We start from the raw sequence: 23,679 nt of genomic DNA, 5'->3' as shown, positions 1-23,679 counted from the left end.
GAGCGCAATTTATGAATGGGTCGAATGCCCGGCGCGCCGTCAACGCTGATGGCGCGCACTCCGGGCTCTGAGGGCTCGATGACAGGGCTAAACCAACGGTCCTGGGGCGGTGAAAAAACGACAGCCGCCGGCACTGCGCCTTGAGTCGCGCGGGCCGGCGCCTGTAGTTCCTTCACTGGTCCTGTCAGAAATCCCGGTTGCTATCGAAAAACCGGCGCACTTCGAGTTCCGCCTGTTCACGGGTTTTGCCATAGCGTTCCTGAATCAGACCGGCGAGCTTGTCGGCCCGGCCTTCGGCCTTGGTCAACTCGTCGTCCGTCAGTTCGCCCCATGCGGTCTTCGCCTTGCCGATCATCTGTCTCCATTTACCTTCAGCGATGTCGTTGTTCATGGTGCCTCTCCAGGAGTGGAAAATGAGCGTACTCGCGTAACTCTCTCCACCTAGCAGAGATCGTGCCAAAGGGTGTGGATGAAATCGATCAAGGCCTTGCCGCGCGCGCAACGCGAAATCCGGATGTCGCGATGGTAATTTTGAGAAATTTGCCGGTAAAGTTTTCCTAAACCATACACGGCGCGACAGAAAAGAAAAAGCGCCCAAAAAATTGAGCGCTTTTTGTGCAGGCCGGCAGGGCGCCGGCGCTGGCGGGGTGACGCGGGCGGGCGCTTAGGCGCGGCTGCGGTATTCGTGCGTACGGGTGTCGATTTCGATCTTGTCGCCGATGTTGCAGAAGAGCGGCACTTGCAGTTCGAAGCCGGTGTTCAGCTTGGCGTTCTTCAGCACCTTGCCCGACGACGTATCGCCCTTGACGGCCGGTTCCGTGTAGATGATTTCGCGAACCAGCGTGGTCGGCAGTTCGACCGAGATCGCCTTCTCGTTGTAGAACACGACTTCGCAAGCCATGCCGTCTTCGAGGTAGTGCATCGCGTCGCCCATCATTTCGGCTTCGACTTCGTACTGGTTGTAGTCGGCGTCCATGAACACGTACATCGGGTCGGCGAAGTACGAGTACGTCACTTCCTTGCGCTCGAGCACGACGACGTCGAACTTGTCGTCCGCCTTGTACACGGTTTCCATGCCTGCGCCGGTCAGCAGGTTCTTGAACTTCATCTTGACGACGGCGGAGTTACGGCCCGATTTGTTGTATTCGGCCTTTTGCACGACCATTGCGTCTGCGCCGATCATCACGACGTTGCCGGTGCGGAGTTCCTGTGCGGTCTTCATAAAACTGTCCTGTACGAGATAAATAGCTTAACTGTTGCTCAACGGCATACGGCGCAAGCGGCTTCGGCGTTTCGCCCACCGCCTGCCGCGCGCCGCGTGAAGCGGCCGCGCAGCCCGCATGCGTGAAACGGGATCGGCTCGCGGCGAAAACCCGGGGGCGTGATGCCTCGGCGTTCCACCTGTCCGTTACCTGATTTTTACCCTGTTCGGGCGTGTACACGAGTGGCGCCGATCTGCAACACGCCCAAACATACGTCCCTTTTTTGACATTCGCGTGCCCGACCGGAAGATTGGGACGCGTGCTGTGTTTTTCGAGGGGACCGGTCAGACGGGCTGACCATGGGGTAGTTGGTCTAATCGGGCCGCGCTTGCGTCGTCGGCCGTTGGATAACCGCTTATTTTAACTGAGTTTTTGCGAACGAGGTCAGATTTCCGGCGAGATCGCCGACTTGCGCGAGTTCGACCGCCCAGCCCGCGGCGCGCCGTTTCAGGGCCGGATAGTGGCGCTGGAATTCCGCCCAGTCCGGCTGACCAGCGCCGTTCCACGCGTGCCAGAAGCGCTCGAGCGCGGCGCGCGCGTCAGTTGGGAGCGTGCGGGTGTAGTGCGCAAGTGCGGCGTCGAGCTTTGGCAGATGGGCGTCGTCGGCCTGCGGGTAGATGTGCCAGACGAACGGCTTGGCGGCCCACTGCGCGCGCACGAACGAGTCCTCGCCGCGTACGAAATTGACGTCGCTTGCCCATAGCAGTGCGTCGTAGCCAGGCTGTTCGGTGAACGCGAGCGCGTGCGCGCTGAGGTTGCCGAGCGTCGCATGGGTGCCCGCTGCAAACGACGGTAGGCCGAAAAAGCGCGCCAGCGCGCCGGAAATGCGTCCTTCGGGCACCAGCAGCACGATCGGGCTTGCGTTGTCGCGCCATTGTTCGAGCAGGCTGTCGACGGCGGGGTTTTCGTAGGCGAACAGCGACACGACCGTCGCGTCGGCGGGCGGCGGCGCGTGGCCCGTGACGTTGCGCCACCAGTCGGAGCGCGCGGCGGGCGACGCTTCGAACGCGGCGCGCGCCGCGTCGAGATCGCGCTCCTTCAGGACGCCACCGGTGCCGGGGCCGAGTCCGGGGAAAAAGAAGGTCTTGCTGAGTGCGTAGCGCGGATGCGGTGATGGCCGCAGATGAAAATCGGCGATCCAGTCCTCGGCGCTCAGATATTCGAGGTTGAACCAGAGCGGCACGCACGCTCGCTCTGCCATCGCCGCGATATAGACGGGCGGCAGTTCGCAGGCGAACGCCTCGATCACGACGTCGGCGACTTCGAGCGTATCGCCAGCGTGGGACGGCTCGTGCCAATGCTCGACGACGATGCCGTCGAGCGTCTGCCGCGCACGCTCCAGCTCGAGCGACGGGCACAGCCTCCTGAACGCATGCAGATCGTCGACGAACACGCGCACCTGCCAGCCGTGCTCGCGCGCGAGTTGGCGCGCAAGGCGCCAGCACACGCCGATGTCGCCGAAGTTGTCGATCACCGCGCAGAAGATATCGCAGGCGATCGGGTTGGCAGGGGCGGCGGGTGATCCGGAATCGGGCGCGACGGAGGACATGGCGGCTCGGCTGGCTCGGTGACTCCGGCGAACGGAGCGGGTTCGAACGAACGCGTAATGTTCTAAACTGGCGATTCTAAAGCCTCGCTCGCGATCGCGCGCGCCCTTTGTCCGCCATGCGGGCCGCATCGGCGACACGCGACATGACCCCCGGCGCACGATGCCGGGCACCCGGCGGTGCAATCGGTGCAATCGGTGCAATCGGTGCAATCAGTGCAATCAGTGCAATCAGTGCAATCAGTGCAACCGGTGCAAGCGGCGAGGCAGCGCGAGACAGTCCCACCCCAATCGATCCCGCATGACCGAACCCGAAGCCAGCGACGCCCCCGACACCTTCGAGCCGAAAACAGTGCTCGCCCAACTGCCGCATCTGCCCGGCGTCTACCGCTATTACGACACGAGTGGCGCGGTGCTCTACGTCGGCAAGGCGCGCGATCTGAAGAAGCGCGTATCGAGCTACTTCACGAAGACACAGCTGTCGCCGCGTATCGCGATGATGGTCACGCGCATCGCGCGCATCGAGACCACGGTCACGCGTTCCGAGGCCGAGGCGCTGCTGCTCGAAAACAATCTGATCAAGGCGCTCACGCCGCGTTACAACATCCTGTTTCGCGACGACAAGTCGTATCCCTATCTGAAGCTGACCGGCCACAAGTTTCCGCGCATGGCCTATTACCGCGGCTCGGTCGATCGCAAGAACCAGTACTTCGGCCCGTTCCCGAGCGCGTGGGCGGTGCGCGAGAGCATCCAGATCCTGCAGCGCGTGTTCCAGCTGCGCACCTGCGAAGACTCGGTGTTCAACAACCGCACGCGGCCGTGTCTGCTGCATCAGATCGGCCGTTGCACGGCGCCGTGCGTCGCGAACATCAGCGAGGAGGATTACGCGCGCGACGTCGCCAACGCGTCGCGCTTTCTGCTCGGCCGTCAGGGCGAGGTGATGAAGGAGCTCGAGCAGAAGATGCATGCGTTCGCGAGCGAGTTGAAGTTCGAGCAGGCCGCGGCGGTGCGCAACCAGATGAGTTCGCTGTCGACGGTGCTGCATCAGCAGGCAATCGAAGTCGGCAGCGACAGCGACGTCGACATTCTCGCGGTAGTCGCGCTGGGCGGCCGCGTGTGCGTGAATCTCGCGATGGTGCGCGGCGGACGACATCTCGGCGACAAGGCGTACTTTCCCGCGCACGTGGAGAGCGCGTTGACGGCGGCGGAAGGCGGGCTCGAAGAAGACGGCGATCAGGACGATGCATCGGCGGATGCACGAGCGGTCGCGCCATCGGCCGCGGCGGCGAGCGCCTCGGCCGATGCGCTCGCGATCGCTCAGGACATGCCGTCGGAAGACGAGGACGTCGATGGTAGTGAAGAAGACGCGATCGACGAGGCTGCCGAAGCGACTCCGGACGCCGTCAGCGACGAAGGCGCGGACGAAGGCACCGACGGGAACGCAGGGTCCGGCCCCGCGGCGAAGCGCCGCAACGGCCGCGCGCCAGGCGGCATCGAATCCGAAGTGCTCGAAGCGTTCATCGCGCAGCATTACCTCGGCAATCGCGTGCCGCCGGTGCTGGTGGTCAGCCACGCGCCGGCGCGCGAACTCGTCGACGTGCTGATCGAGCAGGCGGGCCACAAGGTGACCGTACTGCGTCAACCGCAAGGACAGCGGCGCGCGTGGCTCGCGATGGCCGAGCAGAACGCGCGGCTCGCGCTCGCGCGCCTGCTCTCCGAGCAGGGCTCGCAGCAGGCGCGCACGCGCGCGTTGACCGACACGCTCGGCATGGAGTGCGACGACCTCGCGCATCTGCGCATCGAATGCTTCGACATCAGTCACACGATGGGCGAGGCGACGCAGGCGTCCTGCGTCGTCTTTCACCACCACAAGATGCAGTCGTCCGAGTATCGCCGCTACAACATCGCCGGCATCACGCCCGGTGACGATTACGCGGCGATGCGCCAGGTGCTCACGCGCCGCTACGAAAAGATGGTCGCGCAGGCCGCCGCGAATGCGAGCGACGAAGCCGCCGAATCGCAAAGTGACGCGGCCGCCGATCCCGCGCTCGCCGCCGATGCCGCCGAGCCGGCCGCGGCCGGCGGCGTGCTGCCGACCATCGTGCTGATCGACGGCGGCAAGGGGCAGGTGGAGATCGCGCGGCAGGTGTTCACGGAGTTGGGGCTCGATACTGGCATGCTCGTCGGCGTCGCAAAGGGCGAGGGGCGCAAGGTCGGTCTCGAGACGCTGATTTTCGCGGACGGCCGCACGCCGCTCGAACTCGGCAAGGAAAGCGCCGCGCTGATGCTGGTCGCGCAGATCCGCGACGAAGCGCATCGTTTCGCGATCACTGGCATGCGCGCTAAACGCGGCAAGACGCGCCAGACCTCGCGGCTCGAAGAACTCGAAGGCGTAGGGGCGAAGCGGCGTCAGCGCCTGCTGGCGCGCTTTGGCGGCTTGCGCGGCGTGGTGGCCGCGAGCGTCGAGGATCTCGCGAGCGTCGAAGGCATTTCGCAGGCGCTCGCCGAGCAGATCTACCGGCAACTGCATTGAATTGGCGGGCCACGCCGCGCCGTGATCGGAACGACGGTTCGTCGGACCCGCGGCGTCGCGCTGCGGATGCGCTGGCTGCGAACCACGCGCCGGGGGCGGCTCGCTTGCCGCCCCCGCGCGGCCATGCCTGGGCGCGCTTGCTTGTGGCAGGCCCTGTGACACGGCACAATTGCAACTCACTCGTCAGACGCTGCGCCTGCCCCATGCCGTTTAATTTCCCGATATTCCTGACCTGGCTGCGGATCGTGCTGATTCCGCTCGTCGTCGGTGTGTTCTATTTGCCCGACATGATGATGAGCCCTGCGCACCGCAATCTCGCGGCCGCGACGATCTTCATCCTGGCGGCGCTCACCGACTGGTTCGACGGCTTTCTGGCCCGCAAATGGAATCAGACCTCGGCATTCGGCGCGTTTCTCGATCCGGTCGCCGACAAGCTGATGGTGACCGCGGCGCTGCTCGTGCTCGTGCAACTCACGCGGATCGATTCCGCGATCGCGCTCGTGATCGTCGGACGTGAAATCGCGATCTCGGCCCTGCGCGAATGGATGGCGCAGATCGGTGCGTCGAAGAGCGTCGCGGTGAACTCGCTCGGCAAGTTCAAGACCGCTTGCCAGATGGTCGCGATTCCGATGCTGCTGTTCTATGGCCCGCTGCCGCTCGGTGGCGGCGTGACGGTCGACACGCGCGTGTGGGGCCTGTGGCTGATCTATCTGGCTGCGTTCCTGACGATCTGGTCGATGCTGTACTACATGAAGCTCGCGTGGCCGCAGATTCGCGAGCGCGGCGGCATTGCGTGACGGTGTGAATAGAAGAGCACGGGGGCGCAAAAGTGTGTTCGAACCCCGCACTACTACGAGAGAAATATTTTCTTTAACACAGACGGGCAAAGGGGTTGACACGTTTCAGTCGATTATCCATAATCTCGTTTCTCCGATGCACGCAACGCGAAACACCGGAGACGCAGTAAAGCAGTAGCAGTAAATGCAGCACAACGCGGGAATAGCTCAGTTGGTAGAGCGCAACCTTGCCAAGGTTGAGGTCGCGAGTTCGAGCCTCGTTTCCCGCTCCAGTATTCGAAGCATCGCGTTGTTTGGCGAAGTAAAAAAGGCAGCGCGGTGAAGCAGTTCAATGCGGGAGTAGCTCAGTTGGTAGAGCGCAACCTTGCCAAGGTTGAGGTCGCGAGTTCGAGCCTCGTCTCCCGCTCCATACATCAGGGGAAGCAGCGCTTCCCTTTTTGTTTGGAAGGCCGCTCGTTCTGAACTTCCAGAGCTTCGGTTCTTCTGGTTATCACCAGATAAATCTGCGAACCCGTGTCCAGGTTCCAGTCCGCTTGTGGCGCGATAGCAAAGCGGTTATGCAGCGGCCTGCAAAGCCGTTTAGGCCGGTTCGACTCCGGCTCGCGCCTCCAGTCTTTGATGTAAAGCGAAAGCCCCGACTTGTCGGGGCTTTTGTTTTTCTGTTCCTCTCTTCGCCAGCCTTGTCGATCGTCGTCATCAAGGTGAGCGGAGCGGTCGATCCGACTGCGTGCCGCAGACGTTCCTCCGAATCGATCAGAAATTGAGCGCGGATTTGATTGACTGCACGGCAGCGGTGTTCAGGAAGCAGTAGTGCTCTTGCGGCGTACCGCCTCCGAGCGGTGTGCTATCTGCATCGTTGTGCCGCTCCTGATCATGTAACTCGCGTAGATGCGGCCGTTGTTCTGGTAATACACGCGGTAGTCGGTCGTGCTACCCCCGAGCACGCTGTTGGCCACCCATGCGCGAACGCCCTGCAACGTGACGATCTGGCCATCGGAAAGCTGATAGATCTTGTCATCCGTCGTGCTGGCGTAGGGAAAGAAACTTTCCAGCGTCGATACCGTTGCCGAGCAACGCGCTATTCGTGAAGAGTTCGGACGGCGTCGCGGATATCAGACCGCTCAGCGAAACGACGGTGTAGCTGGTGCCGAGCAAGGTGCGGATCACGGTACTACCGTCCGCCGCCAGATAGTCTTCCTGCACGTTGGGTCCCACGTAGCTGACCCGCGCCTGCGCGGGAACTGCGCCGACATACACAGCGCCATTGACGATCTGGCGTCCATTGGTCAACTTGGGGGCTTGAGCGCCGACGAGAGCGAAGCCGTCCCGGCGATCAGCGACTCAGTGCCCGTGGAGGGGCTTTGAGCGATGCTGGAGTCGATGGTGAAAAACGTGCTACTCGAGCCGACCGATAGCCCGCCCGCCTAATTCGCACTGAGCGAAAGGCTGCCATCGACATAATGCAGTCCACCGTTAGACGTCAGTGCAGAGCTCTCATAGTTCTTCTGCGCATCGCTCAAACTCGATGTGCTGGCCGTCGTTCGTCCAGCAATTCGGGAAGTGCTCACCGGCTCTTTGCTTTTTAAAGTGCATCGTCGAGTATTCGCCCGGATTTTCGCGGCTGCTTATTCGTTGCACATAAAACCTATATTCGACCTATGAAAAAATAAGAACCGCCGCGCTGCTATTGAGCCTCGCTTGGCCGTTGTCGGCGCTTGCGCAATCGGCGCCGGCGCCCAACGTCAAACCCGGGGACACCTGGACATATACATCGACGAGCGAGAGAGGGCCGTCGGGCTGGAACCAGACGCACGAGCAGGTGACGGTGCTGCGGGCGACGCCATCGCACATCTATTTCGAATCGAAGATCTCGGGTTCGACGCAGGCGCCACGCGAAGTGATCGCCGGAGCGGACTGGAGCCGCGAGCGCAGCGTGAACGGCACCGATACAGTCGTGAACCGGCCGTTCGCGTTTCCGTTGTCGCCGGGTAAGAGCTGGACGGTCGAATACGCCGGGCAGCATCCGAACCGGGTATTCGCTTCGCAGAAGTGGAACTCGCAGTATCGGGTGGTCGGAACGGAAACCGTCGAAGTGCCCGCCGGCAAATTCCAGGCGATCAAGATCGAAGCCGAAGGCGACTGGGACGCGCAACTCGAGCCGCGGCAGACGGTCACGCAAGCCAGTCAGGTCGAGCAGGGCGACACCGCGATGATCACGCACGTGCAGAAACTCGGTCCTGTTCAGGCGACGGGACGCACGTATAAAGCGTTTGGGTATGTGTCGAAAGTCGGCCGTTCGGTGAAATCGGTGGAAGAGTATTACGGCAGCAATGGCGTGAGAAACGAGCGCTATACGACCGAACTCGAGTCGTTTAAAAAGAGCGGGCAATAATCGGGTTCAGGCGTTTGATGCGTTCCCGCATTCATTGGGGCAGCGCATTCCGCTCAACGGCGTGTCCGGCGCGCGCACGGGAAGGGCAACGCACGCCGGCGCGCCTCATCCAGGCCGGGCGATAGAATGGCACCATCGTCATCGCCCGTTTTCATTGAAGCCGCATGTATTTCCAACTCACCGGCACTCAGGTCCGCCTGCTCGGCTCGATGCATCTGTTTCCCGCGACGAGCCGTCGAACGCCGCCATGGGTCGCCGAAGCCTATGACTGGGCCGACGCGCTCGTATTCGAGTCCGACCCAGCAACGATCCTGCCGTTTCTCAAAGCCGACGCACACCCCGACGCCGCGCAACTGCGGCCCCTGATGCGCGACGAAGCCTGGACGCAACTGCGGGCGCTGTGGCCGACCGATGGCCTGCTCGCGCCGCTTGAAACACTGCGTCCGTGGGCCGCGCTGATCGTCGCGCCGACGCTGCTGCAGCAGGTCGTCGAGGGTGTCGAGCCGCGCATGTTGCGCTCGGCGCTCGCGCAGGCGAAGCCGTATCGCTATCTCGAGTCCGCGCGGGACGTCGCAGTCGCGCTCGAATCGATTCCGCTCGAAGCCATTGCCGCGGCGCTCGACATGCTGATGGCCGACCGCGGCGAACCGCAGCGCACGCTCGAACGGATGCACGCGGCGTGGCTGGAGGGCGATCTGCACGCGATACAGCAAATCGCCGTCGAAGCGTCGATGTTCAATCTGGCCGGCATCCGTCAGGCGATTCTCGACGTGCGCAATCGCGCGTGGGCCGCGCGGCTGAGCGAGTTGCTGGACGTTCGCGAGCGCACGCTGGTGGTCGTCGGCGCGCTGCATCTATGCGGCCCCGGCAATCTCCCCGACTGTCTCGCGCGACCCGTGCAAGCGGTGTTCTGAACGCGTGCGCGGCTTTCGCGACTGAAGACAGCCGTGTCGACCGCCCGGATGCCAGGCCTGCGCATGCTCGATGACGAGGCGCGCGGCATAATTGCGGATCGTTGCCCGTGCTGTCGCGCATTGACCCTGAAAGCTACCGATGACTGAACCGCAACACACCGCCGCCGCGCGGCTCGCCCAGATCGAATGGCGCTGGAAGCCGTTCGGGAACCTCACGAGCGTCGAAGTCTATGAGATGCTGGCCGCCCGCAGCGCGGTGTTCGTCGTCGAACAGAACTGCGTGTATGGCGATATCGATGGGCTCGACGTCGAAGCCTGGCATCTGCTTGCGTATGGCACCGGCGACGGTGCGGCGTTGCCGCCGTTGGCCGGCTATCTGCGCGTGTTGTTGCCCGATGCGGCGGATGCCGATGTGCGCATCGGCCGGGTGTTGACGACCGCGCCGTTTCGCGGCATCGGTCTCGGCAATGCGATGCTCGAACGCTCGCTCGCGCAAATCCGTGCGCAGTGGCCCGATACGCCGATCCGTCTGCACGCGCAGGCGCATCTGCAAGGCTTTTACGGTGCGTTCGGCTTCGAGCCGGTCTCGGAGATTCACGACGAAGACGGCATCCCGCATGTGTGGATGCGCGCGCTGTGAACGCGAACGGGTCAGCGGGGCACGTTCGTGGTCGTCGACGCCGCATGCGTGAGCCCGCGCGCCGCTTTTGCATGCCGCTCGGCGCGCAGGCGTCCGCGAGACGACAGCCGCATCCAGTGACGCAGCGCGATCAGCGCGCCGACCACGCTCATCATCGAACCCGGAATCCATAGCAGGAGCCCGCCGATCTGCTGATCGCGCATCGGGCTCAGCCACGTGAACGCGCGGCCGCAGATCGAGTAGATCGGATACAGCTCGTGCGTCGTAAAAAAGATGAATGCGCCGAGAACGATCTGCGGCGGAATCGCCGCGATCACGACGAGCACGCGCTTGCCCGGAGACAGACGCGCGGGCGGCGCCGGACGCGGATCGAGTACGAGCCACCAGAACAGCAGGCCGTCGATCGCCATGCTCCAGTTCATGACGCGATAGAGCCGCCAGTCGAGCATCGCGACGAAATGGACCGGCGACAGCAGCCAGAAATAGATCAGCCCGACGAATAGCGTGACCGCGACGACCGGGTGCATGACGACGTCGAGCGCCGTGCGCACGAGCGGTGTTTGCAGCGCGGGCCGCACGAAGCGCTGTCGCCAGCGCAACGGAATTCCCGCGCGCAACGCCGCGCCCGGATACGACAGCGCAATGAAGAACGGCCCGAGATGGTGCAGCACCAGATGCTGCAAGCGATGCATGAAGAATTCATGCTCGAAGAAATAATCGAGCCGCGTATGCAGCACGACATACAGCGCGACCAGCCCGAACCAGAATGACAGACGCCGCGCGAACGACAGCCGCGCCTTGCGTGCGCCGCGCACGAACAGGATCGCGGGGATCAGCAACGCGATCACGACGGTCGGCGAAAATTCCCAGGGATCGAGCCAGTAGAGCAGGTTCATGGCGATGGCGCGTGCGGTGGCGGCGGCCCGTCGTGCCGCTTACTTGGTCTGGCCCGGCGACTTGACCGCGAACGGCGCGCTCACTGTTTCGCCGTCGGAGAACTTCAGCGTCAGACGCACGGTGTCGCCCGGCGCGACCTTGTGCTTCGCGTCCTCGAGCATCACGTGATAGCCGCCCGGCGCGATCGCGACCTGGCCCTGCGCGGGCACCGTCAGCTTGTCGACCATCACCATCTTCTGCGTCGAACCGTTCGATACCGTTTGATGCAGCATCGCATCGCCGTAGTCGTCACTCGATACATCGACGAGATCGATCGGCTTGTCGCTCGCGTTGACGAGCGTCGCATAGCCGGCCGCGGGCAGGTTGTTCGGCAGCCAGCGCACCCACGCGTCCTTGATGCTGATCGCGTGAGCATCGGCCGCTTGCGCGGCCGACGCGGCGCCGAGTGACAGCGCGAGCGCGCAGGCGAGGGAAGCGATTGGTTTGAGCTTGATCGTCATGATGGAATGGAGTGGGATCAAAGAAGAATCAGGATTGGTCATCGATGATGCGGCGCAGGTCCTGCGCGATCGCATCGGGCGTGTCGTGATCGGTGGCGAGCAGGCGCGCGCGTCCCCGGCTGTCGAACACATAGACGGCGGAGCTGTGCGTGACCTCGTAGTTGCCGTTCGAGTCGCGCTTTTCCATCTGATAAGCGACACGATAGCGCTTGGCCAGCGACTCGATCTGCCAGTCGGTGCCGGTCAGCCCTTCGGCGTGCTGTGCGTCGAACGCGCCGACATAGTCGTGCAAGGCCCGCGGCGTGTCGCGCGCGGGATCGACGGTGATGAACAGAATGCGCACTTTCTGCGCATCGGGACCGAGCTTGCCGAGCACCTGCATCAGACGGCCCATCGTTTCGGGACAGACGTCCGGGCAATGCGTGTAGCCGAAGTAAACCAGCGACGTGCGGCCCCTGAACGACGCGGCGTTGACGGGACGGCCGGTGTCGTCGGTCAAGGTGAAGTCCAGATCCGGCAGGTGGCCGGTCACGTTGGTCAACTGCCACGGCTCGGCGCGCTCTGTGCAACCGGTCAGCGCGGCGAGCGCGACCAGCGTGCCCAGCGCAGTTGCCGCCGCAAGCCGGCGTGCCAACCCGTGCATCAAGCGGTGCGTGAGTCGCTTGGGTCGTGAGCGGGACAGGTTCGGCCGCGGGCGCTGGGGTGGCAGGATCGGGAACAAAGCAGGGTTCAATGACTCGATTGAAGAGCAGGCAACACGAATCGATGGAGCAGGGGGCCGCACCGTCGCCCGATCATGCCGCGCAAGATTCGCGCGCGCCACGCGATTGAGCGAGAGCGTGCAACGATGTCCATCACGCCGACGGTCCGCGTGGCAGCGACTGTAGCGCAAAATTGGCGCCAGCGTCGCGCGGCGCGTCGGGCGCACGATTTGCGTGTCAATTTGACGCAGCTTGCTGAAAGCCGGTTGAAGCCCGATCGTTGCGCTTTTGAACGCAATCGACAGAAGCGGATGGATAGATCGCCCGTCGGGCTTGAGTCCCAGCTTACTTTCTCGAAAAATTGACGGATGCGCGGTAAGATGCGCACACTTTTCCGGCCATAGATGGCTGAAAGGCGAACCCAGGCGATGCAAGCACTTCCGGCTGTTCTGTCTCCGAGCGAGACGGCATTTTTCTTCGACTTCGATGGCACGCTCGTCGAACTCGCCCCCACACCGGACGGCGTGCTGGTGCAGCCGCGCGTGATCGACCTGCTGCGTGAACTGCGCAGTCTGACGAATGGCGCGGTCGCGGTGGTGTCGGGGCGCGGCATCGACAGCATCGACAGTTTTCTCGGCATGCCCGATCTGCCGGTCGCGGGTCTGCACGGCGCCGAGCGGCGCGATGCGAATGGCGACACGCAGCGCATCGGCTTTCACGACGAGCGCCTGTTGCGCATGGAGCAGGTGCTCGCGCAGGTCGTCAACGAACATCCGGGCATGCTGCTCGAGATCAAGGGCGCGGCGCTCGCGCTGCACTACCGCAACGCGCCGGACCGCGAGCCGGTCGCGCGCGAGGCGACCGAGCGGCTCGTCGCCGATTACCCCGCTTCTTACGTGCTGCAGCCCGGCAAGATGGTCTACGAGATCAAGCCGAAGGACGTCGACAAGGGCCGCGCGACGCGCGCGTTCCTCGACGAGCTGCCGTTCACCGGCCGCACGCCGATATTCGCCGGCGACGATCTGACCGACGAGAAGGGCTTCGCGGTCGTCAACGAGCGCGGCGGTCTGTCGATCAAGGTCGGCGCGGGCGAAACGATGGCGCACACGCGCGTCGAATCGGTGTCGTCGCTGCTCGACTGGCTCGAAACCATCGTCGCGGCGGCGCGCGGCGCATGACGCCGGTGGCCCCGTTCAACGAAAACAACATATTGCATCGGGAATCGCGCTTCATGAGCCGACTGATCATTGTTTCGAACCGGGTGGCGCCTATTTCGGAGGGCGGTCCGGCGGCGGGCGGTCTGGCGGTCGGCGTGTACGACGCGCTGAAGGAGACCGGCGGCATGTGGTTCGGCTGGAGCGGCGACGTGCTGAGCTCCGGCCAGCCGCAGATCAAGCTCGAGGAGCGCGGTCCGGTGACCTTCGCGACCGTCCCGCTGATGCGGCGCGATTACGACCAGTACTACCGTGGTTTCTCGAACGCGACGCTGTGGCCCGCGTTCCACTATCGATCCGACCTGCTGCATTACGACCGGCACGACTTCGAAGGCTACTGCCGCGTCAACGCGTGGCTCGCGCAGCAACTCGTGCCGCTCCTGCGCGAGGACGACGTGATCTGGGTGCACGACTATCACCTGATTCCGTTCGCTCAGGCGCTGCGCTCGGCAGGCGTGAAGAACCGCATCGGTTTTTTTCTGCACATTCCGTTTCCGGCCGCGCAGGTGCTGCTGACGGTGCCGCCGCATCGCGAGCTCGTCGAGGCGCTGTGTTCGTTCGACCTGCTCGGCTTCCAGACCGGTCCCGATCTGCGCGCGTTCTGCGACTACGTGATCAACGAGGCGGGCGGCTCGATCGACGCGTCGGCGAAAGGACCGCTGAGTGTGCATGCGTTCGGCCGCACGTTGCGCGCCTCTGCGTATCCGATCGGCGTCTATCCGGACGAGATCGCCGAGCTCGCGAAGGCGGGCGAACGCGGCAAGCCGGTGCGCACGATGAAGGCAACGCTGCATTCGCGCAAGCTGATCATGAGCGTCGACCGGCTCGATTATTCGAAGGGGCTGGTCGAGCGATTCCGCGCGTTCGAGCGCCTGCTCGAGCATACGGCCGCGCAGCGCAACAAGGTGTCGTTCCTGCAGATCGCCCCGCCGACGCGCGCCGACCTGCACGCGTATCAAGACATCCGGTTACAGCTCGAAGGCGAGTCGGGACGGATCAACGGACGTTTCGCCGAGCTGGACTGGACGCCGATCCTATACATCCACAAGCAGTACGAGCGCTCGGTGCTGGCGGCGCTGTTCCGTACCGCGCACGTCGGCTATGTGACGCCGTTGCGCGACGGCATGAACCTCGTTGCGAAGGAATACGTGTCGGCGCAGGATCCGGAGAATCCCGGCGTGCTGGTGCTGTCGCGCTTCGCGGGCGCGGCGCAGGAGCTCGACGGCGCGCTGATCGTCAATCCGGTCGATATCGACGGCATGGCCGAAGCGCTCGCGCGGGCGCTCGACATGCCGCTCGCCGAGCGCCAGGGGCGCTATCGCGACATGATGGCGCAGCTGCGCGAGAACAACGTGTCGGTGTGGCGCGATAACTTCATGCGCGATCTGCAGAGCGTCGAGGGCGCGAAGCGCGCCGGAAGCGGCAAAGCGCACGCGGCCACGGGTGCGGCGGGCGCCGCGCGCAAGAGGGCGGCGCGCGAGAGCGTGACCGGCTAAGCCAAGCCGGGCCGCGAGCCAGACAGCCAAAAGCCGCTCCAGGGAGCGGCTTTTTTTCGAGCGATGGGCAGCGCGTGGACCAGGCGTGCGTCAGGCTACGTGCTGTTCGTCGACCTTCTTGCCGCCGATATGCAGCGTCTGGCCCTTGCCATACTGCTTCGAGAGCAGGTCGCGATAGAGGCCCGGACGCTGGCGCAGTTCTTCCGGCGTGCCGTCGTCGATGACCTTGCCGGCGCTCATCACGATGATCCGGTCGAAGTTGTTCAGCGTCGACAGACGGTGCGCGATCGCGATCACGGTGCGGCCGACCATCAGGCGGTCGAGCGCCTTCTGGATCGCTTCCTCGGACGCGCTGTCGAGCGCGGACGTGGCTTCGTCGAGCAGCAGGATCGGCGCGTTTTTCAGAATCGCGCGCGCGATTGCGATGCGCTGGCGCTGACCGCCCGACAGCTTCACGCCGCGGTCGCCCACGATCGTGTCGTAGCCTTCCGGCATCGCTTCGATAAAGTCCACGCAACGCGCCTCGCGCGCGGCGGCGAGCACTTCCTCGCGGCTCGCGTCCGGGCGGCCGTACGCGATGTTCTCGTACACCGTGCGATGGAACAGCGAGATGTCCTGGGGCACCAGCGCGATCGCGTGGCGCAGGCTGTCCTGGGTAATCGACGCGATGTCCTGGCCGTCGATCTTGATCGCGCCACCCTGAGTCTCGTAGAAGCGCTGCAACAGCGCGAGCACGGTCGATTTGCCGGCGCCCGACTTGCCGATCAGCCCGACGCGCTGACCCGGTTCGATATCGAGGTCGAAGTGATCGAGAATCGGCCGGCGGCGCGGATAGGCGAACGTGACGCTGTCGAACGTGACGCGGCCGCCCTGCGGCACAAGTTCGGTCGCGTCGTCGCGATCGGGCATGCCGTGCGGTTCGAGCAGCGTGCGCACGGCCTCTGCGAGTCGCGCGACGTGCTGCGTGACGTCGACGAGCGCGACGGCGAGATCGCGCGTGCCGTGCAGGATCGTGAAGCCGAGCGAGCTGACGAGCACGATGTCGCCCGAGGTCGCGCGGCCCTGGTCCCACAGCCATAGCGCCCAGCCTAGCAGGCCGGCCGACAGCAGCGCGGTGACCACGGCGTGCAGGAGACGCAGCTTTTCCAGGTACAGCAGGCTTTGCTGGCGCGCGTCCATTTCCGACTTGACCGTCGAAGCAAAGCGGTGCTGTTCGCGGAACGTCATGCCGAACGCGCGCACGAGCCCCATATTGCTGATCACGTCGACAAGCTCGCCGTCGACCGATGCCGCCTTGGTCGCGAAATTATGGTGACGCGCGGAACCGCGGCCCGCGAGCTTGTACAGCACGACCGACAGGATCGCCGAGCACAGCATCAGGCCGGCGGCCATCAGCGGGTTCACCGCGATGATCATCACGATCGCGCCGAGCACCGCGATGCACGGCGGCAGCACGTTCCACGCGGTGGTGTTTTCGGCGGTGTAAACGGCGTTCGAGGTCGCGGTGATCCGGCTCGCCAGCATGCCGGGCTGCTTTTCGGCGTAGTAGGTCGGCGAGTGGCCGCTCAGGTACTGAAACAGGTCGCGCCGCAAATCGCCTGTCACGGCGACGAACGTGTGCGCGGCGAACCAGCCGCCGATCCGCCACAACAGGTTGTCGGCAGCGATCAGGCCGACGAGGATCGCGAACGCGCCCCACAGCGGTCCCGGATGATGCCTGCCGCCGCCGAGCACGTCGATCAGATGTTTGATCGCGTACTGCGAAGCGAGTGCACAGCCCACGGCCGCAAACACGCTGCACAACACGATCGCATGCGCGAGCGGATGGCGGCGGATAAAGCGGAAGAGAAACGCAAGTGGCCGGTGCGCATAGCTCGCGAGCTTGGCGTTCTGGGCGTTACGCTGGGCGATGGTCAAGTGTTCCAATTGAGCTGAGATCGATGTGTTGCGGGTTGTGCATGCAATGCGCGGACCACACGGACAAGCATGGCTCTGCGTGAAGCCGATGCTTCGCATTGTAAACATGCAAAGGCGATTGCGCCCTGTGTATCCGGGCTTTGACGCGATTGATTTCGCGATGGACCTCCGCGATCTGCGTCGTCCCGACACACCAGCCGACGGGTCATTCAGGCAGATTGCGGAAAATTTCGAGATATGATTACAGATTGCATTCGACCGCGCTGCGGCAATTTTGCAATTCCTACCGGCAACGTTGATGGGCGAGAGCTCACAGACACGGTACCGCCGCGCCTCCCGAAACCTCGTGCATACTGTAGAACTGTCTTTGAAAACAAGGGTTTGCAAAGTGTTTCGCATTTGTAACAACGTAAAGACTTTGAAATGCTGCGGTGCTGCAACAATCCAGGCATCGATAATGCGTGCTCGTTAGCCCGGCAATTTTTCTGACAGTTTGTCAACGTCGGTGCAGCGGGCGCGTTTACTCGCACATGCCCAGTCGCTGATCCACTTGTCCGGGCTCGTTACCAAGCGATCCATCGCAGGATTTCTCAAAAGAATCAGGCCCGCGCCGGCATTTCCGGCCAGACTGCCCTGGCGAGCAAGCGAGTCGCTTTTTCCAAATGCAGTACTTTTGCCTGATTTTTTACTAGGAGTTCGTCAATATGCGAATCGCTCAAATCGCTCCGCTGCACGAGGCGGTTCCTCCCAAGCTGTACGGTGGTACGGAACGCGTGGTGTCCTATCTGACCGAGGCGCTGGTCGAGCAGGGCCACGACGTCACGCTGTTTGCAAGCGGTGATTCGCAAACCTCGGCGAAGCTCGAAGCTTTCTGGCCGCAGGCGCTGCGCCTCGACCCGACGATCCGCGACGTGATGGCGCCGCACATGCTGCTGCTCGAAGAGGTGCGCCGCCGCGCGGACGAATTCGACGTGCTGCATTTCCACATCGACTACTACCCGTTCTCGCTGTTCGCGCGTCAGCCTGTGCCGTTCGTCACGACGCTGCACGGCCGTCTCGATCTGCCTGAGCTGCAGCCGATCTTCAACACGTTCAATGACGTGCCGGTCGTGTCGATCTCGGACAACCAGCGCATTCCGCTGCCGCAGGCGCACTGGCTGCAAACCGTCTATCACGGTTTGCCGGAAGACGTGCTCAAGCCGATTCCCAACGTCGAGCCCGGCTACCTCGCATTCCTGGGCCGCGTCTCGCCGGAGAAGGGGCTTGACAGGGCGATTCGCATCGCCGGGCAGGCAGGCATGAAGCTCAAGGTCGCCGCCAAGATCGACAAGGCCGACCGTGCCTACTACGAAGAAGTCATCAAGCCGCTGATGTCGTTGTCGCACGTCGAGTACATCGGCGAAATCGGCGAAGCTGAAAAGCGCGAGTTTCTCGGCAATGCGCACGCACTGGTGTTCCCGATCGACTGGCCGGAGCCCTTCGGTCTCGTGATGATCGAGGCGATGGCTTGCGGCACGCCGGTGATCGCGTTCAATCGCGGTTCGGTGCCGGAAGTGATCGAAAACGGCGTGTCGGGTTTCGTCGTCGAGGACGAAATCAGCGCGGTCGCCGCCGTCAAACGTCTGCACACGCTGCCCCGCGCTGGCGTGCGCAAGGCGTTCGAGGCGCGCTTCTCGTCGAAGGTGATGGCGCAGAACTACGTCGCCACCTATGAAGAGCTGCTGCGCCGCAAACATCGCACGGTGCTGCGCGAAGTCAACGCGGGCTGATTGGCGATTGTTTCGCGGTAGATAAAACGCTGTCGGCAGGAACCCGTTGCACGCTTCCCTGCTGCTCTGAACGCCCCGCCAGCACGTCGCCGGCGGGGCGTTGTTGCATGCGCGCTGCGTTTTTCGTCGGTGCACAACTGAAAATACGGGTTTCCGCGCGGCGCGAACGAGCCAGTCTCGGTAATATCCCTATAATTGCCGTGCCGCAAATTGGGCTGCGGTGCCGCCGACGACAGGAGGATGCCTTGGCGAGAACGAAAGAGACGCGCGCGAACGCCGCGCCCGGCGCCGGAACGATTTTTACGTTGCGCGCCATCGGTCTCGTGCTCGCTGCCCGCTGGTTTTTCTCGATGTCCGAGATGAAGCTGACCACCGCGCTGACCGCGATGGCGTCTTCACCGTGGGCATGTATCAACCTCGTTTTTCTGTTCCTGCTGATCTTCCTGCCGGGCGCGCGCGCCGTCGCGGAGCGTCCGTTCCATCCGTTGCCGCAATGGCTGCGTCAGGCGCTGCGCCTGTTCGCGTTCCTCGGGTTTTTGTTTGCGCTGTGGTCGGTCGGCGCGTTCGTCGCGAGCGCAGGCTGGCGTCGCGCGATGCAGGCGGTCGCGGCCAGCAACGGTTGGCTCGTCGCGGCGCCGGTGCTGTATGCGATCGTCTTGTGGATCTGCCGGCCGCTGCCGTTGTGGCGCACCAATGTGGCGGCGCGGCGCTTCGCGATCGGCCGCTATGCGGTGTCGCTCGATCCGCTGACCCGCACCGTCGTCGTGTGGGCCGAGCGGCGCAAGGTGGGGCAATACGATGCGCGCGAATTGTCGGTGCGCTGGGCGAGCGGTTCCAATGCGCGCGCGACGCCGGCGCCCGCGGTCGCGTTCGGCGCGCCGGGCAAGGCCGGCGCGTCAGCGGCGCCGATAGGGGCGGTCGCGGCGCCCTCGCTTGCGCGCAGCGCGTTCGGCGTACGTCCGAAGGTCGAGTTGCTGTGGGATTCGCCGGCCGCCGCGGGTCATAACCGGCAGACCGTTTTCCGCGCCGCGCTGACGACCGAAGGCGATCGCGTCGCCGCTCGCGCGCTCGACACGACGCTGCGCCAGGTCTGACGCTGCATGTTTTGTGCTATCGGTCACATCGCGTGGCCGCTGCACGCATCACGAAGCGAAGCTTCGTCGATAATGCAATCAAGGCGCCCGGCCTGCAGGCGGGCGAGTGGGACACTCATCGATCATATTGCGTCTTTCGCAGGAGTCGCCATGCTGGTTCGCTGGTTGCTTGCCGCCCTTCATCTGCTCGCTTATGGTTTTGCGCTCGCGTCGATTCTCAGACGCACGTGGTCGCTGCGCCGCGCGTCGGTGCCCGCCGCGTTGCGTTCGGTGTTCCGCGCCGATTCACGCTGGGGCATCGCCGCGCTGGTGCTGATCGTGACCGGCCTGATGCGCATGTTCGGTAGCTATGAGAAGGGCGCCGACTACTACCTGCACCAGCCGCTCTTTCACGTGAAGATGACGTTGCTCGCGCTGATCCTGATCCTCGAAGTGCCCACGATGCTCGGCCTGATGCGCTGGCGCGCGTCGATCCGCAGCGGCGCGGCGCCGAATCTGAAGAAGGCGCGATCTTACGCGCATTTCAGCGTGATCCAGACCGTGCTGCTGGTTCTGATGGTGTTTGCCGCGACCGGAATGGCGCGCGGCATCGGGTTGCCCGCCGGCGCGGTGTAGCGCGGCGGGCCTTCTATTGCCAAGGGCTGGTGGCGCCAGGCGTGGCGTCGTTTGCCGCGAAGCCTGGTGCATGCCTGCGTCGCGCTAGCCGACCAACAAGCCAGAATCGTCGACCCGGTCGGCTTTGACCTTTGCCGACTCGCGCACGAGCTCCGGCTCGCCGAGACCCTCGATCAGCTCCAGCGCCTGACGCTCGAACAAGCGACGGTACAAGCCGTTGTCGCGTTTGATCAGCGCGTCGTGGCTGCCTTCCTCGATCACCTTGCCCTTGTCGAGCACGAGGAGCCGGTCGAGCGCACGCACCGTCGACAGCCGATGCGCGACCACCAGCGTCGTGCGCCCCTGCATCAGCCGTTCCATCGCGCGCTGGATCAGCACTTCGCTTTCGCTGTCGAGGCTCGACGTGGCTTCGTCGAGAATCAGGATCGGCGCGTCGGCGAGAAAAGCCCGCGCGATCGCGACGCGTTGACGCTCGCCGCCCGATAGCTTGATGCCGCGTTCGCCGACCAGCGTGTCGTAGCCGTTCGGCAGCGCGGCGATGAAGTCGTGCGCGCTCGCGAGCCGCGCGGCCCGCTCGATGTCGGCGCGGCTCGCGCCGGGCCGTCCATACGCGATGTTCTCGGCAAGCGAGCGGTGAAACAGTAGCGGCTCCTGCTGGACGATCGCGATCTGGCTGCGCAGCGACGCTTGCTGGACCTGCGCGATGTCCTGGCCGTCGATCGTGATCCGGCCGCCCGAAATGTCGTGAAGGCGCTGGATCAGCTTGATGAAGGTCGTCTTGCCCGAGCCGGAATGACCGACCAGCCCGACGCGCTCGCCCGCCGCGATGCGGATGGAAAAGTCGTCGTAGAGCGGCCGGCTGTGCGCGCCATAGTGAAACGACACCTGCTCGAAGCGGATCTCGCCGTCGCGGATCGCGATGGCGCCGGCGCCGGGACGATCCTCGACGCCGAGCGACTGACTCTCGAGCGACACCAGTTCCTCCATGTCGTTGACCGAGCGCTGCAGGTTACGGATGTGCATGCCGATGTCACGCAGATAGCCTTGCAGCATGAAGAACATCGTCAGCGCGAACGTGATGTCGCCGACGCTCGCTTCGCCGCGTGCCCACAGCAGTAGCGCCACGCCGAGAATCGCCGCCTGGATCGCGGCCAGCATGCCCCCCTGGAGGCCGCCGTTGAGCGTGCCGCGCACCCACGTGCGGCGTGTGCGTTGCCGCCATTTGCCGATCACGTGCGCGAGGCGCGCTTCCTCGCGCGCTTCCGCGCCGAATGCCTTGACGACGCCGTTGCAGCTGACCGCATCGGCGAGCGCGCCGCCCATGCGTGTGTCCCACGCGTTCGCGAGACGCGCGGACGGCGCGACGAAGCCCAGCGATACCGTCACGGTCACGCCGATGTACAGCAGCGAGCCGATGCCGACGACGTTGCCCATCATGGGCCAGCGCGAGCCGAGCAGCAGGGTCGCGCCGATCAGCATCACCAGCGATGGCAGCAGCGCGATCAGCAGCGTGTCATTCAGCAGGTCGAGCGCCCACATGCCGCGCGTGATCTTGCGCACGGTCGAGCCGGCGAAGCTGTTCGCGTGCCAGTCGGTCGAAAAGCGCTGCACGCGATGAAACGCGCGCGCGGCGATCTCGCTCATCATCTTCAGCGTGAAGCGGATGATGTTGAAGTACACGCCCTGGCGCAGCAGCGTCGCGGTGAGGCCGAGCGCGGCGAGCGCGCCGAAGGCCGCGAGCGCGTGATGCCAGATGGGCGCCGACGACGCCGGACCGGCCGCGATCGCGTCGACGAGACGTCCGGCGAAGACCGGCGTCAGGATGTCCGCGCCCGCCGTAAACAGCGCGAGCGCCGCGATCACGACGATGCGCCCCGGCTGTTGCGCCCAATGACGGAAGGTGAAGCCGAGGACATCCTTGAAGGCTTGTCCGCGAAAGTCGAGTTTTCTGTTGGCCATTTGCTTTGGGCCCGGCGAAGCACGAGCGCGCCGAGTTTCCAGTCAGAAGCGAAAAAGGGGTAGACAGCCAGCGGATGCCGGAACCCGCGCGGGAACGCGCGAAAAGATACGACGGCAAACAACGGCAACGGAACAACGGACTGTCTGGAATGAACGCGGTGCGCCTGCCGAGGCGGCGGCGCATCAGCGACGACGCTGCGGCTTCAAGGTCGCATCGGTCGTGGCGGACGGGCCGGCGGTCGTGGAACCATGCGGGGGAGCGCGCGATGCACTGCAAACATGTGGCGCCTCCCTGAGATGGTTCAAGATGGAGAAACCGGACGGAGCCGGACCGGGCGAATGCCCGTTTGCCGAATATAGCAATAGTGCGGGGCGCTCGCCAACCTACGGAACGACGTGGTTCTATAGCCCACGATATCTCGTATGGCGCACGCGACGTTTTTGCCGGCAAATAGAAAAAGGGCTTACGCATTGCTGCGTAAGCCCTTTTGTCTTCGGTGATCGACACACCAAGAATCTGGTGGGTAGTACTGGGATCGAACCAGTGACCCCTGCCGTGTGAAGGCAGTGCTCTACCGCTGAGCTAACCACCCGAAGAGATCGAAATTATGTCAGGGAATTTAGGGTTCGTCTAGTCTTTTTTAAGCAGTTTGCTCATCAGTTGCCGGCGCGGGTTCAAGACGCCATACGCTCGCGCCTTTGAGCGCCTTGTCGAGATCGTCGAGTACGGCTTCGTGCGCGGTGCTTTCGTCGTCGCTCGCAGCGATCACGACCAGCTCCAGCGAGTCGAGCGCGACACGCGGCGCATGTGTATCGCCGCCGGCCTGCGCTTCGCCGAGCATGTCGATGACGAGGCTTTCCTGACCGCGCGTCATCGCCAGATAGACCTCGGCGAGCAGTTCCGAGTCGAGCAGCGCGCCGTGCAGCGTACGGTGCGCATTGCTGATGCCGAAGCGGTCGCACAGCGCATCGAGCGAATTGCGCTTGCCGGGGAACATCTGCTTGGCTTGCGCGAGCGTGTCGATGATCTCGCCGCAGTGCATGCTCACTGGCGGCAGACCGAGCAGCGCGAACTCGGCGTCGAGAAAGCCGATGTCGAATGGCGCGTTGTGGATGATCAGGTCCGCGTCCTGGATGAAATCGCGGAACTGGTCGATGACCTCCGCGAACTTCGGCTTATCGCTCAAAAATTCCGTGGTGAGGCCGTGCACCGCGAGCGCGCCCGGATCGCTGTCGCGCTCGGGGTTGATATAGAAGTGCAGGTTGTTGCCGGTCAGCCGGCGGTTCACGAGCTCGACGCAACCGAGTTCGAGAATCCGGTCGCCGCCGCGGGCGTTCAGGCCGGTAGTTTCGGTATCGAGGATCAGTTGACGCATGTCGGATTAGCCTGCTTCGAAAAAATTGCGGAAAAAAAGCGGGGAGGGCGGCGCGCG

20 protein-coding genes and 4 tRNA genes are annotated in these 23,679 nt (G+C 64.1%); 13 read left to right on the top strand and 11 right to left on the bottom strand.

Going from position 1 to position 23,679, the window contains the following annotated elements:
* Window positions 1-184 precede the first annotated feature (184 nt).
* From OKW27_RS23840 to earP, 3 genes are all read right to left on the bottom strand, one after another.
* Window positions 185-391: a CsbD family protein gene (locus tag OKW27_RS23840; protein WP_090801149.1), complete on the bottom strand. Its 207-nt coding sequence runs from the start codon at window positions 389-391 to the stop codon at window positions 185-187.
* 273 nt (window positions 392-664) lie between these two features.
* Window positions 665-1,222, bottom strand: a complete 558-nt coding sequence (efp, locus tag OKW27_RS23835; protein WP_008919334.1) for an elongation factor P — start codon at window positions 1,220-1,222, stop codon at window positions 665-667.
* A 395-nt stretch (window positions 1,223-1,617) separates the two neighbouring features.
* Window positions 1,618-2,811 (bottom strand): elongation factor P maturation arginine rhamnosyltransferase EarP, encoded by a 1,194-nt coding sequence (gene earP, locus OKW27_RS23830; RefSeq protein ID WP_429335069.1) that lies wholly within the window; start codon window positions 2,809-2,811, stop codon window positions 1,618-1,620.
* Window positions 2,812-3,109: 298 nt separating this feature from the next.
* On the opposite strand from earP, the gene uvrC reads away from it, so the two are divergent.
* The 5 genes from uvrC (at window position 3,110) to OKW27_RS23805 (ending at window position 6,749) form a co-directional block, all read left to right on the top strand.
* On the top strand, window positions 3,110-5,341 hold the full coding sequence (gene uvrC / locus OKW27_RS23825) for an excinuclease ABC subunit UvrC (RefSeq protein ID WP_429335068.1): 2,232 nt from the start codon (window positions 3,110-3,112) through the stop codon (window positions 5,339-5,341).
* A 203-nt stretch (window positions 5,342-5,544) separates the two neighbouring features.
* A complete protein-coding gene (gene pgsA, locus OKW27_RS23820) occupies window positions 5,545-6,138 on the top strand; it encodes a CDP-diacylglycerol--glycerol-3-phosphate 3-phosphatidyltransferase (protein WP_062127799.1) in 594 nt (197 codons plus the stop codon).
* A 196-nt stretch (window positions 6,139-6,334) separates the two neighbouring features.
* Window positions 6,335-6,410: transfer RNA gene (locus tag OKW27_RS23815), tRNA-Gly, on the top strand.
* Window positions 6,411-6,471: 61 nt separating this feature from the next.
* A tRNA-Gly gene (locus tag OKW27_RS23810) sits at window positions 6,472-6,547 on the top strand.
* A gap of 128 nt (window positions 6,548-6,675) precedes the next feature.
* Window positions 6,676-6,749, top strand: a tRNA-Cys gene (locus tag OKW27_RS23805).
* A gap of 403 nt (window positions 6,750-7,152) precedes the next feature.
* Here OKW27_RS23805 and OKW27_RS23800 read toward each other — a convergent pair.
* Entirely contained in the window at window positions 7,153-7,428 is a 276-nt protein-coding gene (locus OKW27_RS23800) for a hypothetical protein (RefSeq protein ID WP_429335067.1), read from the bottom strand.
* A gap of 397 nt (window positions 7,429-7,825) precedes the next feature.
* Here OKW27_RS23800 and OKW27_RS23795 point away from each other — a divergent pair, with 397 nt between their 5' ends.
* The 3 genes from OKW27_RS23795 to OKW27_RS23785 all read left to right on the top strand — a co-directional run bounded on the left by OKW27_RS23795 (window position 7,826) and on the right by OKW27_RS23785 (window position 10,084).
* Window positions 7,826-8,530: a hypothetical protein gene (locus tag OKW27_RS23795; RefSeq protein WP_429335066.1), complete on the top strand. Its 705-nt coding sequence runs from the start codon at window positions 7,826-7,828 to the stop codon at window positions 8,528-8,530.
* Window positions 8,531-8,694: 164 nt separating this feature from the next.
* Window positions 8,695-9,444, top strand: coding sequence for a TraB/GumN family protein (locus OKW27_RS23790; RefSeq protein WP_429335065.1), 750 nt, complete (start codon window positions 8,695-8,697; stop codon window positions 9,442-9,444).
* A 139-nt stretch (window positions 9,445-9,583) separates the two neighbouring features.
* On the top strand, window positions 9,584-10,084 hold the full coding sequence (locus tag OKW27_RS23785) for a GNAT family N-acetyltransferase (RefSeq protein ID WP_429335064.1): 501 nt from the start codon (window positions 9,584-9,586) through the stop codon (window positions 10,082-10,084).
* A gap of 11 nt (window positions 10,085-10,095) precedes the next feature.
* Here the strand turns inward: OKW27_RS23785 and OKW27_RS23780 are convergent, their stop codons facing one another.
* The 3 genes from OKW27_RS23780 to OKW27_RS23770 are packed head-to-tail and all read right to left on the bottom strand — an operon-like array spanning window position 10,096 to window position 12,124.
* The gene (locus OKW27_RS23780) at window positions 10,096-10,980 is read right to left on the bottom strand and encodes a cytochrome c oxidase assembly protein (RefSeq protein ID WP_090801140.1); all 885 of its coding nucleotides are present in this window, start codon (window positions 10,978-10,980) and stop codon (window positions 10,096-10,098) included.
* Window positions 10,981-11,019: 39 nt separating this feature from the next.
* Window positions 11,020-11,481 (bottom strand): copper chaperone PCu(A)C, encoded by a 462-nt coding sequence (locus OKW27_RS23775; protein WP_429335063.1) that lies wholly within the window; start codon window positions 11,479-11,481, stop codon window positions 11,020-11,022.
* Window positions 11,482-11,509: 28 nt separating this feature from the next.
* Complete coding sequence (locus OKW27_RS23770; protein WP_429335062.1) at window positions 11,510-12,124, bottom strand: SCO family protein; 615 nt, start codon at window positions 12,122-12,124, stop codon at window positions 11,510-11,512.
* A gap of 486 nt (window positions 12,125-12,610) precedes the next feature.
* On the opposite strand from OKW27_RS23770, the gene otsB reads away from it, so the two are divergent.
* Both otsB and otsA read left to right on the top strand, forming a co-directional pair.
* Entirely contained in the window at window positions 12,611-13,360 is a 750-nt protein-coding gene (gene otsB, locus OKW27_RS23765; protein WP_090801136.1) for a trehalose-phosphatase, read from the top strand.
* Window positions 13,361-13,413: 53 nt separating this feature from the next.
* Window positions 13,414-14,892, top strand: coding sequence for an alpha,alpha-trehalose-phosphate synthase (UDP-forming) (gene otsA / locus OKW27_RS23760; protein WP_429335061.1), 1,479 nt, complete (start codon window positions 13,414-13,416; stop codon window positions 14,890-14,892).
* Window positions 14,893-14,982: 90 nt separating this feature from the next.
* Here the strand turns inward: otsA and OKW27_RS23755 are convergent, their stop codons facing one another.
* On the bottom strand, window positions 14,983-16,818 hold the full coding sequence (locus OKW27_RS23755) for an ABC transporter ATP-binding protein (protein WP_429335060.1): 1,836 nt from the start codon (window positions 16,816-16,818) through the stop codon (window positions 14,983-14,985).
* A 695-nt stretch (window positions 16,819-17,513) separates the two neighbouring features.
* Between OKW27_RS23755 and OKW27_RS23750 the strand changes: the two genes are divergently transcribed.
* From OKW27_RS23750 to OKW27_RS23740, 3 genes are all read left to right on the top strand, one after another.
* Window positions 17,514-18,578 carry a glycosyltransferase family 4 protein gene (locus OKW27_RS23750; RefSeq protein WP_090801132.1) on the top strand — a complete coding sequence of 355 codons (1,065 nt, stop codon included), beginning with the start codon at window positions 17,514-17,516 and terminating at the stop codon, window positions 18,576-18,578.
* 245 nt (window positions 18,579-18,823) lie between these two features.
* Complete coding sequence (locus tag OKW27_RS23745; RefSeq protein WP_090801130.1) at window positions 18,824-19,672, top strand: hypothetical protein; 849 nt, start codon at window positions 18,824-18,826, stop codon at window positions 19,670-19,672.
* A gap of 150 nt (window positions 19,673-19,822) precedes the next feature.
* Entirely contained in the window at window positions 19,823-20,287 is a 465-nt protein-coding gene (locus tag OKW27_RS23740) for a DUF2214 family protein (RefSeq protein WP_090801129.1), read from the top strand.
* A gap of 84 nt (window positions 20,288-20,371) precedes the next feature.
* Here the strand turns inward: OKW27_RS23740 and OKW27_RS23735 are convergent, their stop codons facing one another.
* The 3 genes from OKW27_RS23735 to dnaQ form a co-directional block, all read right to left on the bottom strand.
* The gene (locus OKW27_RS23735; RefSeq protein WP_429335059.1) at window positions 20,372-22,246 is read right to left on the bottom strand and encodes an ABC transporter ATP-binding protein; all 1,875 of its coding nucleotides are present in this window, start codon (window positions 22,244-22,246) and stop codon (window positions 20,372-20,374) included.
* Between the two features lie 518 nt (window positions 22,247-22,764).
* Window positions 22,765-22,839 (bottom strand) — tRNA-Val (locus tag OKW27_RS23730).
* Window positions 22,840-22,887: 48 nt separating this feature from the next.
* Window positions 22,888-23,622, bottom strand: coding sequence for a DNA polymerase III subunit epsilon (gene dnaQ / locus OKW27_RS23725; protein ID WP_090801125.1), 735 nt, complete (start codon window positions 23,620-23,622; stop codon window positions 22,888-22,890).
* Window positions 23,623-23,679: the final 57 nt, after the last annotated feature.

Origin of the sequence: Paraburkholderia sp. 35.1, from assembly GCF_050436525.1 — a bacterium.
Classification (GTDB): domain Bacteria; phylum Pseudomonadota; class Gammaproteobacteria; order Burkholderiales; family Burkholderiaceae; genus Paraburkholderia; species Paraburkholderia tuberum.
This window is presented reverse-complemented; position numbering and strand designations above follow the sequence as displayed.

Coding starts and splice junctions, on each gene's coding strand:
- OKW27_RS23740 (WP_090801129.1), top strand. CDS start 19,823: ATGCTGGTTCGCTGGTTGCTTGCCGCCCTTCATCTGCTCGCTTATGGT.
- uvrC (WP_429335068.1), top strand. CDS start 3,110: ATGACCGAACCCGAAGCCAGCGACGCCCCCGACACCTTCGAGCCGAAA.
- pgsA (WP_062127799.1), top strand. CDS start 5,545: ATGCCGTTTAATTTCCCGATATTCCTGACCTGGCTGCGGATCGTGCTG.
- OKW27_RS23735 (WP_429335059.1), bottom strand. CDS start 22,246: ATGGCCAACAGAAAACTCGACTTTCGCGGACAAGCCTTCAAGGATGTC.
- efp (WP_008919334.1), bottom strand. CDS start 1,222: ATGAAGACCGCACAGGAACTCCGCACCGGCAACGTCGTGATGATCGGC.
- otsB (WP_090801136.1), top strand. CDS start 12,611: ATGCAAGCACTTCCGGCTGTTCTGTCTCCGAGCGAGACGGCATTTTTC.
- OKW27_RS23840 (WP_090801149.1), bottom strand. CDS start 391: ATGAACAACGACATCGCTGAAGGTAAATGGAGACAGATGATCGGCAAG.
- OKW27_RS23790 (WP_429335065.1), top strand. CDS start 8,695: ATGTATTTCCAACTCACCGGCACTCAGGTCCGCCTGCTCGGCTCGATG.
- otsA (WP_429335061.1), top strand. CDS start 13,414: ATGAGCCGACTGATCATTGTTTCGAACCGGGTGGCGCCTATTTCGGAG.
- OKW27_RS23775 (WP_429335063.1), bottom strand. CDS start 11,481: ATGACGATCAAGCTCAAACCAATCGCTTCCCTCGCCTGCGCGCTCGCG.
- earP (WP_429335069.1), bottom strand. CDS start 2,811: ATGTCCTCCGTCGCGCCCGATTCCGGATCACCCGCCGCCCCTGCCAAC.
- dnaQ (WP_090801125.1), bottom strand. CDS start 23,622: ATGCGTCAACTGATCCTCGATACCGAAACTACCGGCCTGAACGCCCGC.
- OKW27_RS23780 (WP_090801140.1), bottom strand. CDS start 10,980: ATGAACCTGCTCTACTGGCTCGATCCCTGGGAATTTTCGCCGACCGTC.
- OKW27_RS23770 (WP_429335062.1), bottom strand. CDS start 12,124: ATGCACGGGTTGGCACGCCGGCTTGCGGCGGCAACTGCGCTGGGCACG.
- OKW27_RS23750 (WP_090801132.1), top strand. CDS start 17,514: ATGCGAATCGCTCAAATCGCTCCGCTGCACGAGGCGGTTCCTCCCAAG.
- OKW27_RS23785 (WP_429335064.1), top strand. CDS start 9,584: ATGACTGAACCGCAACACACCGCCGCCGCGCGGCTCGCCCAGATCGAA.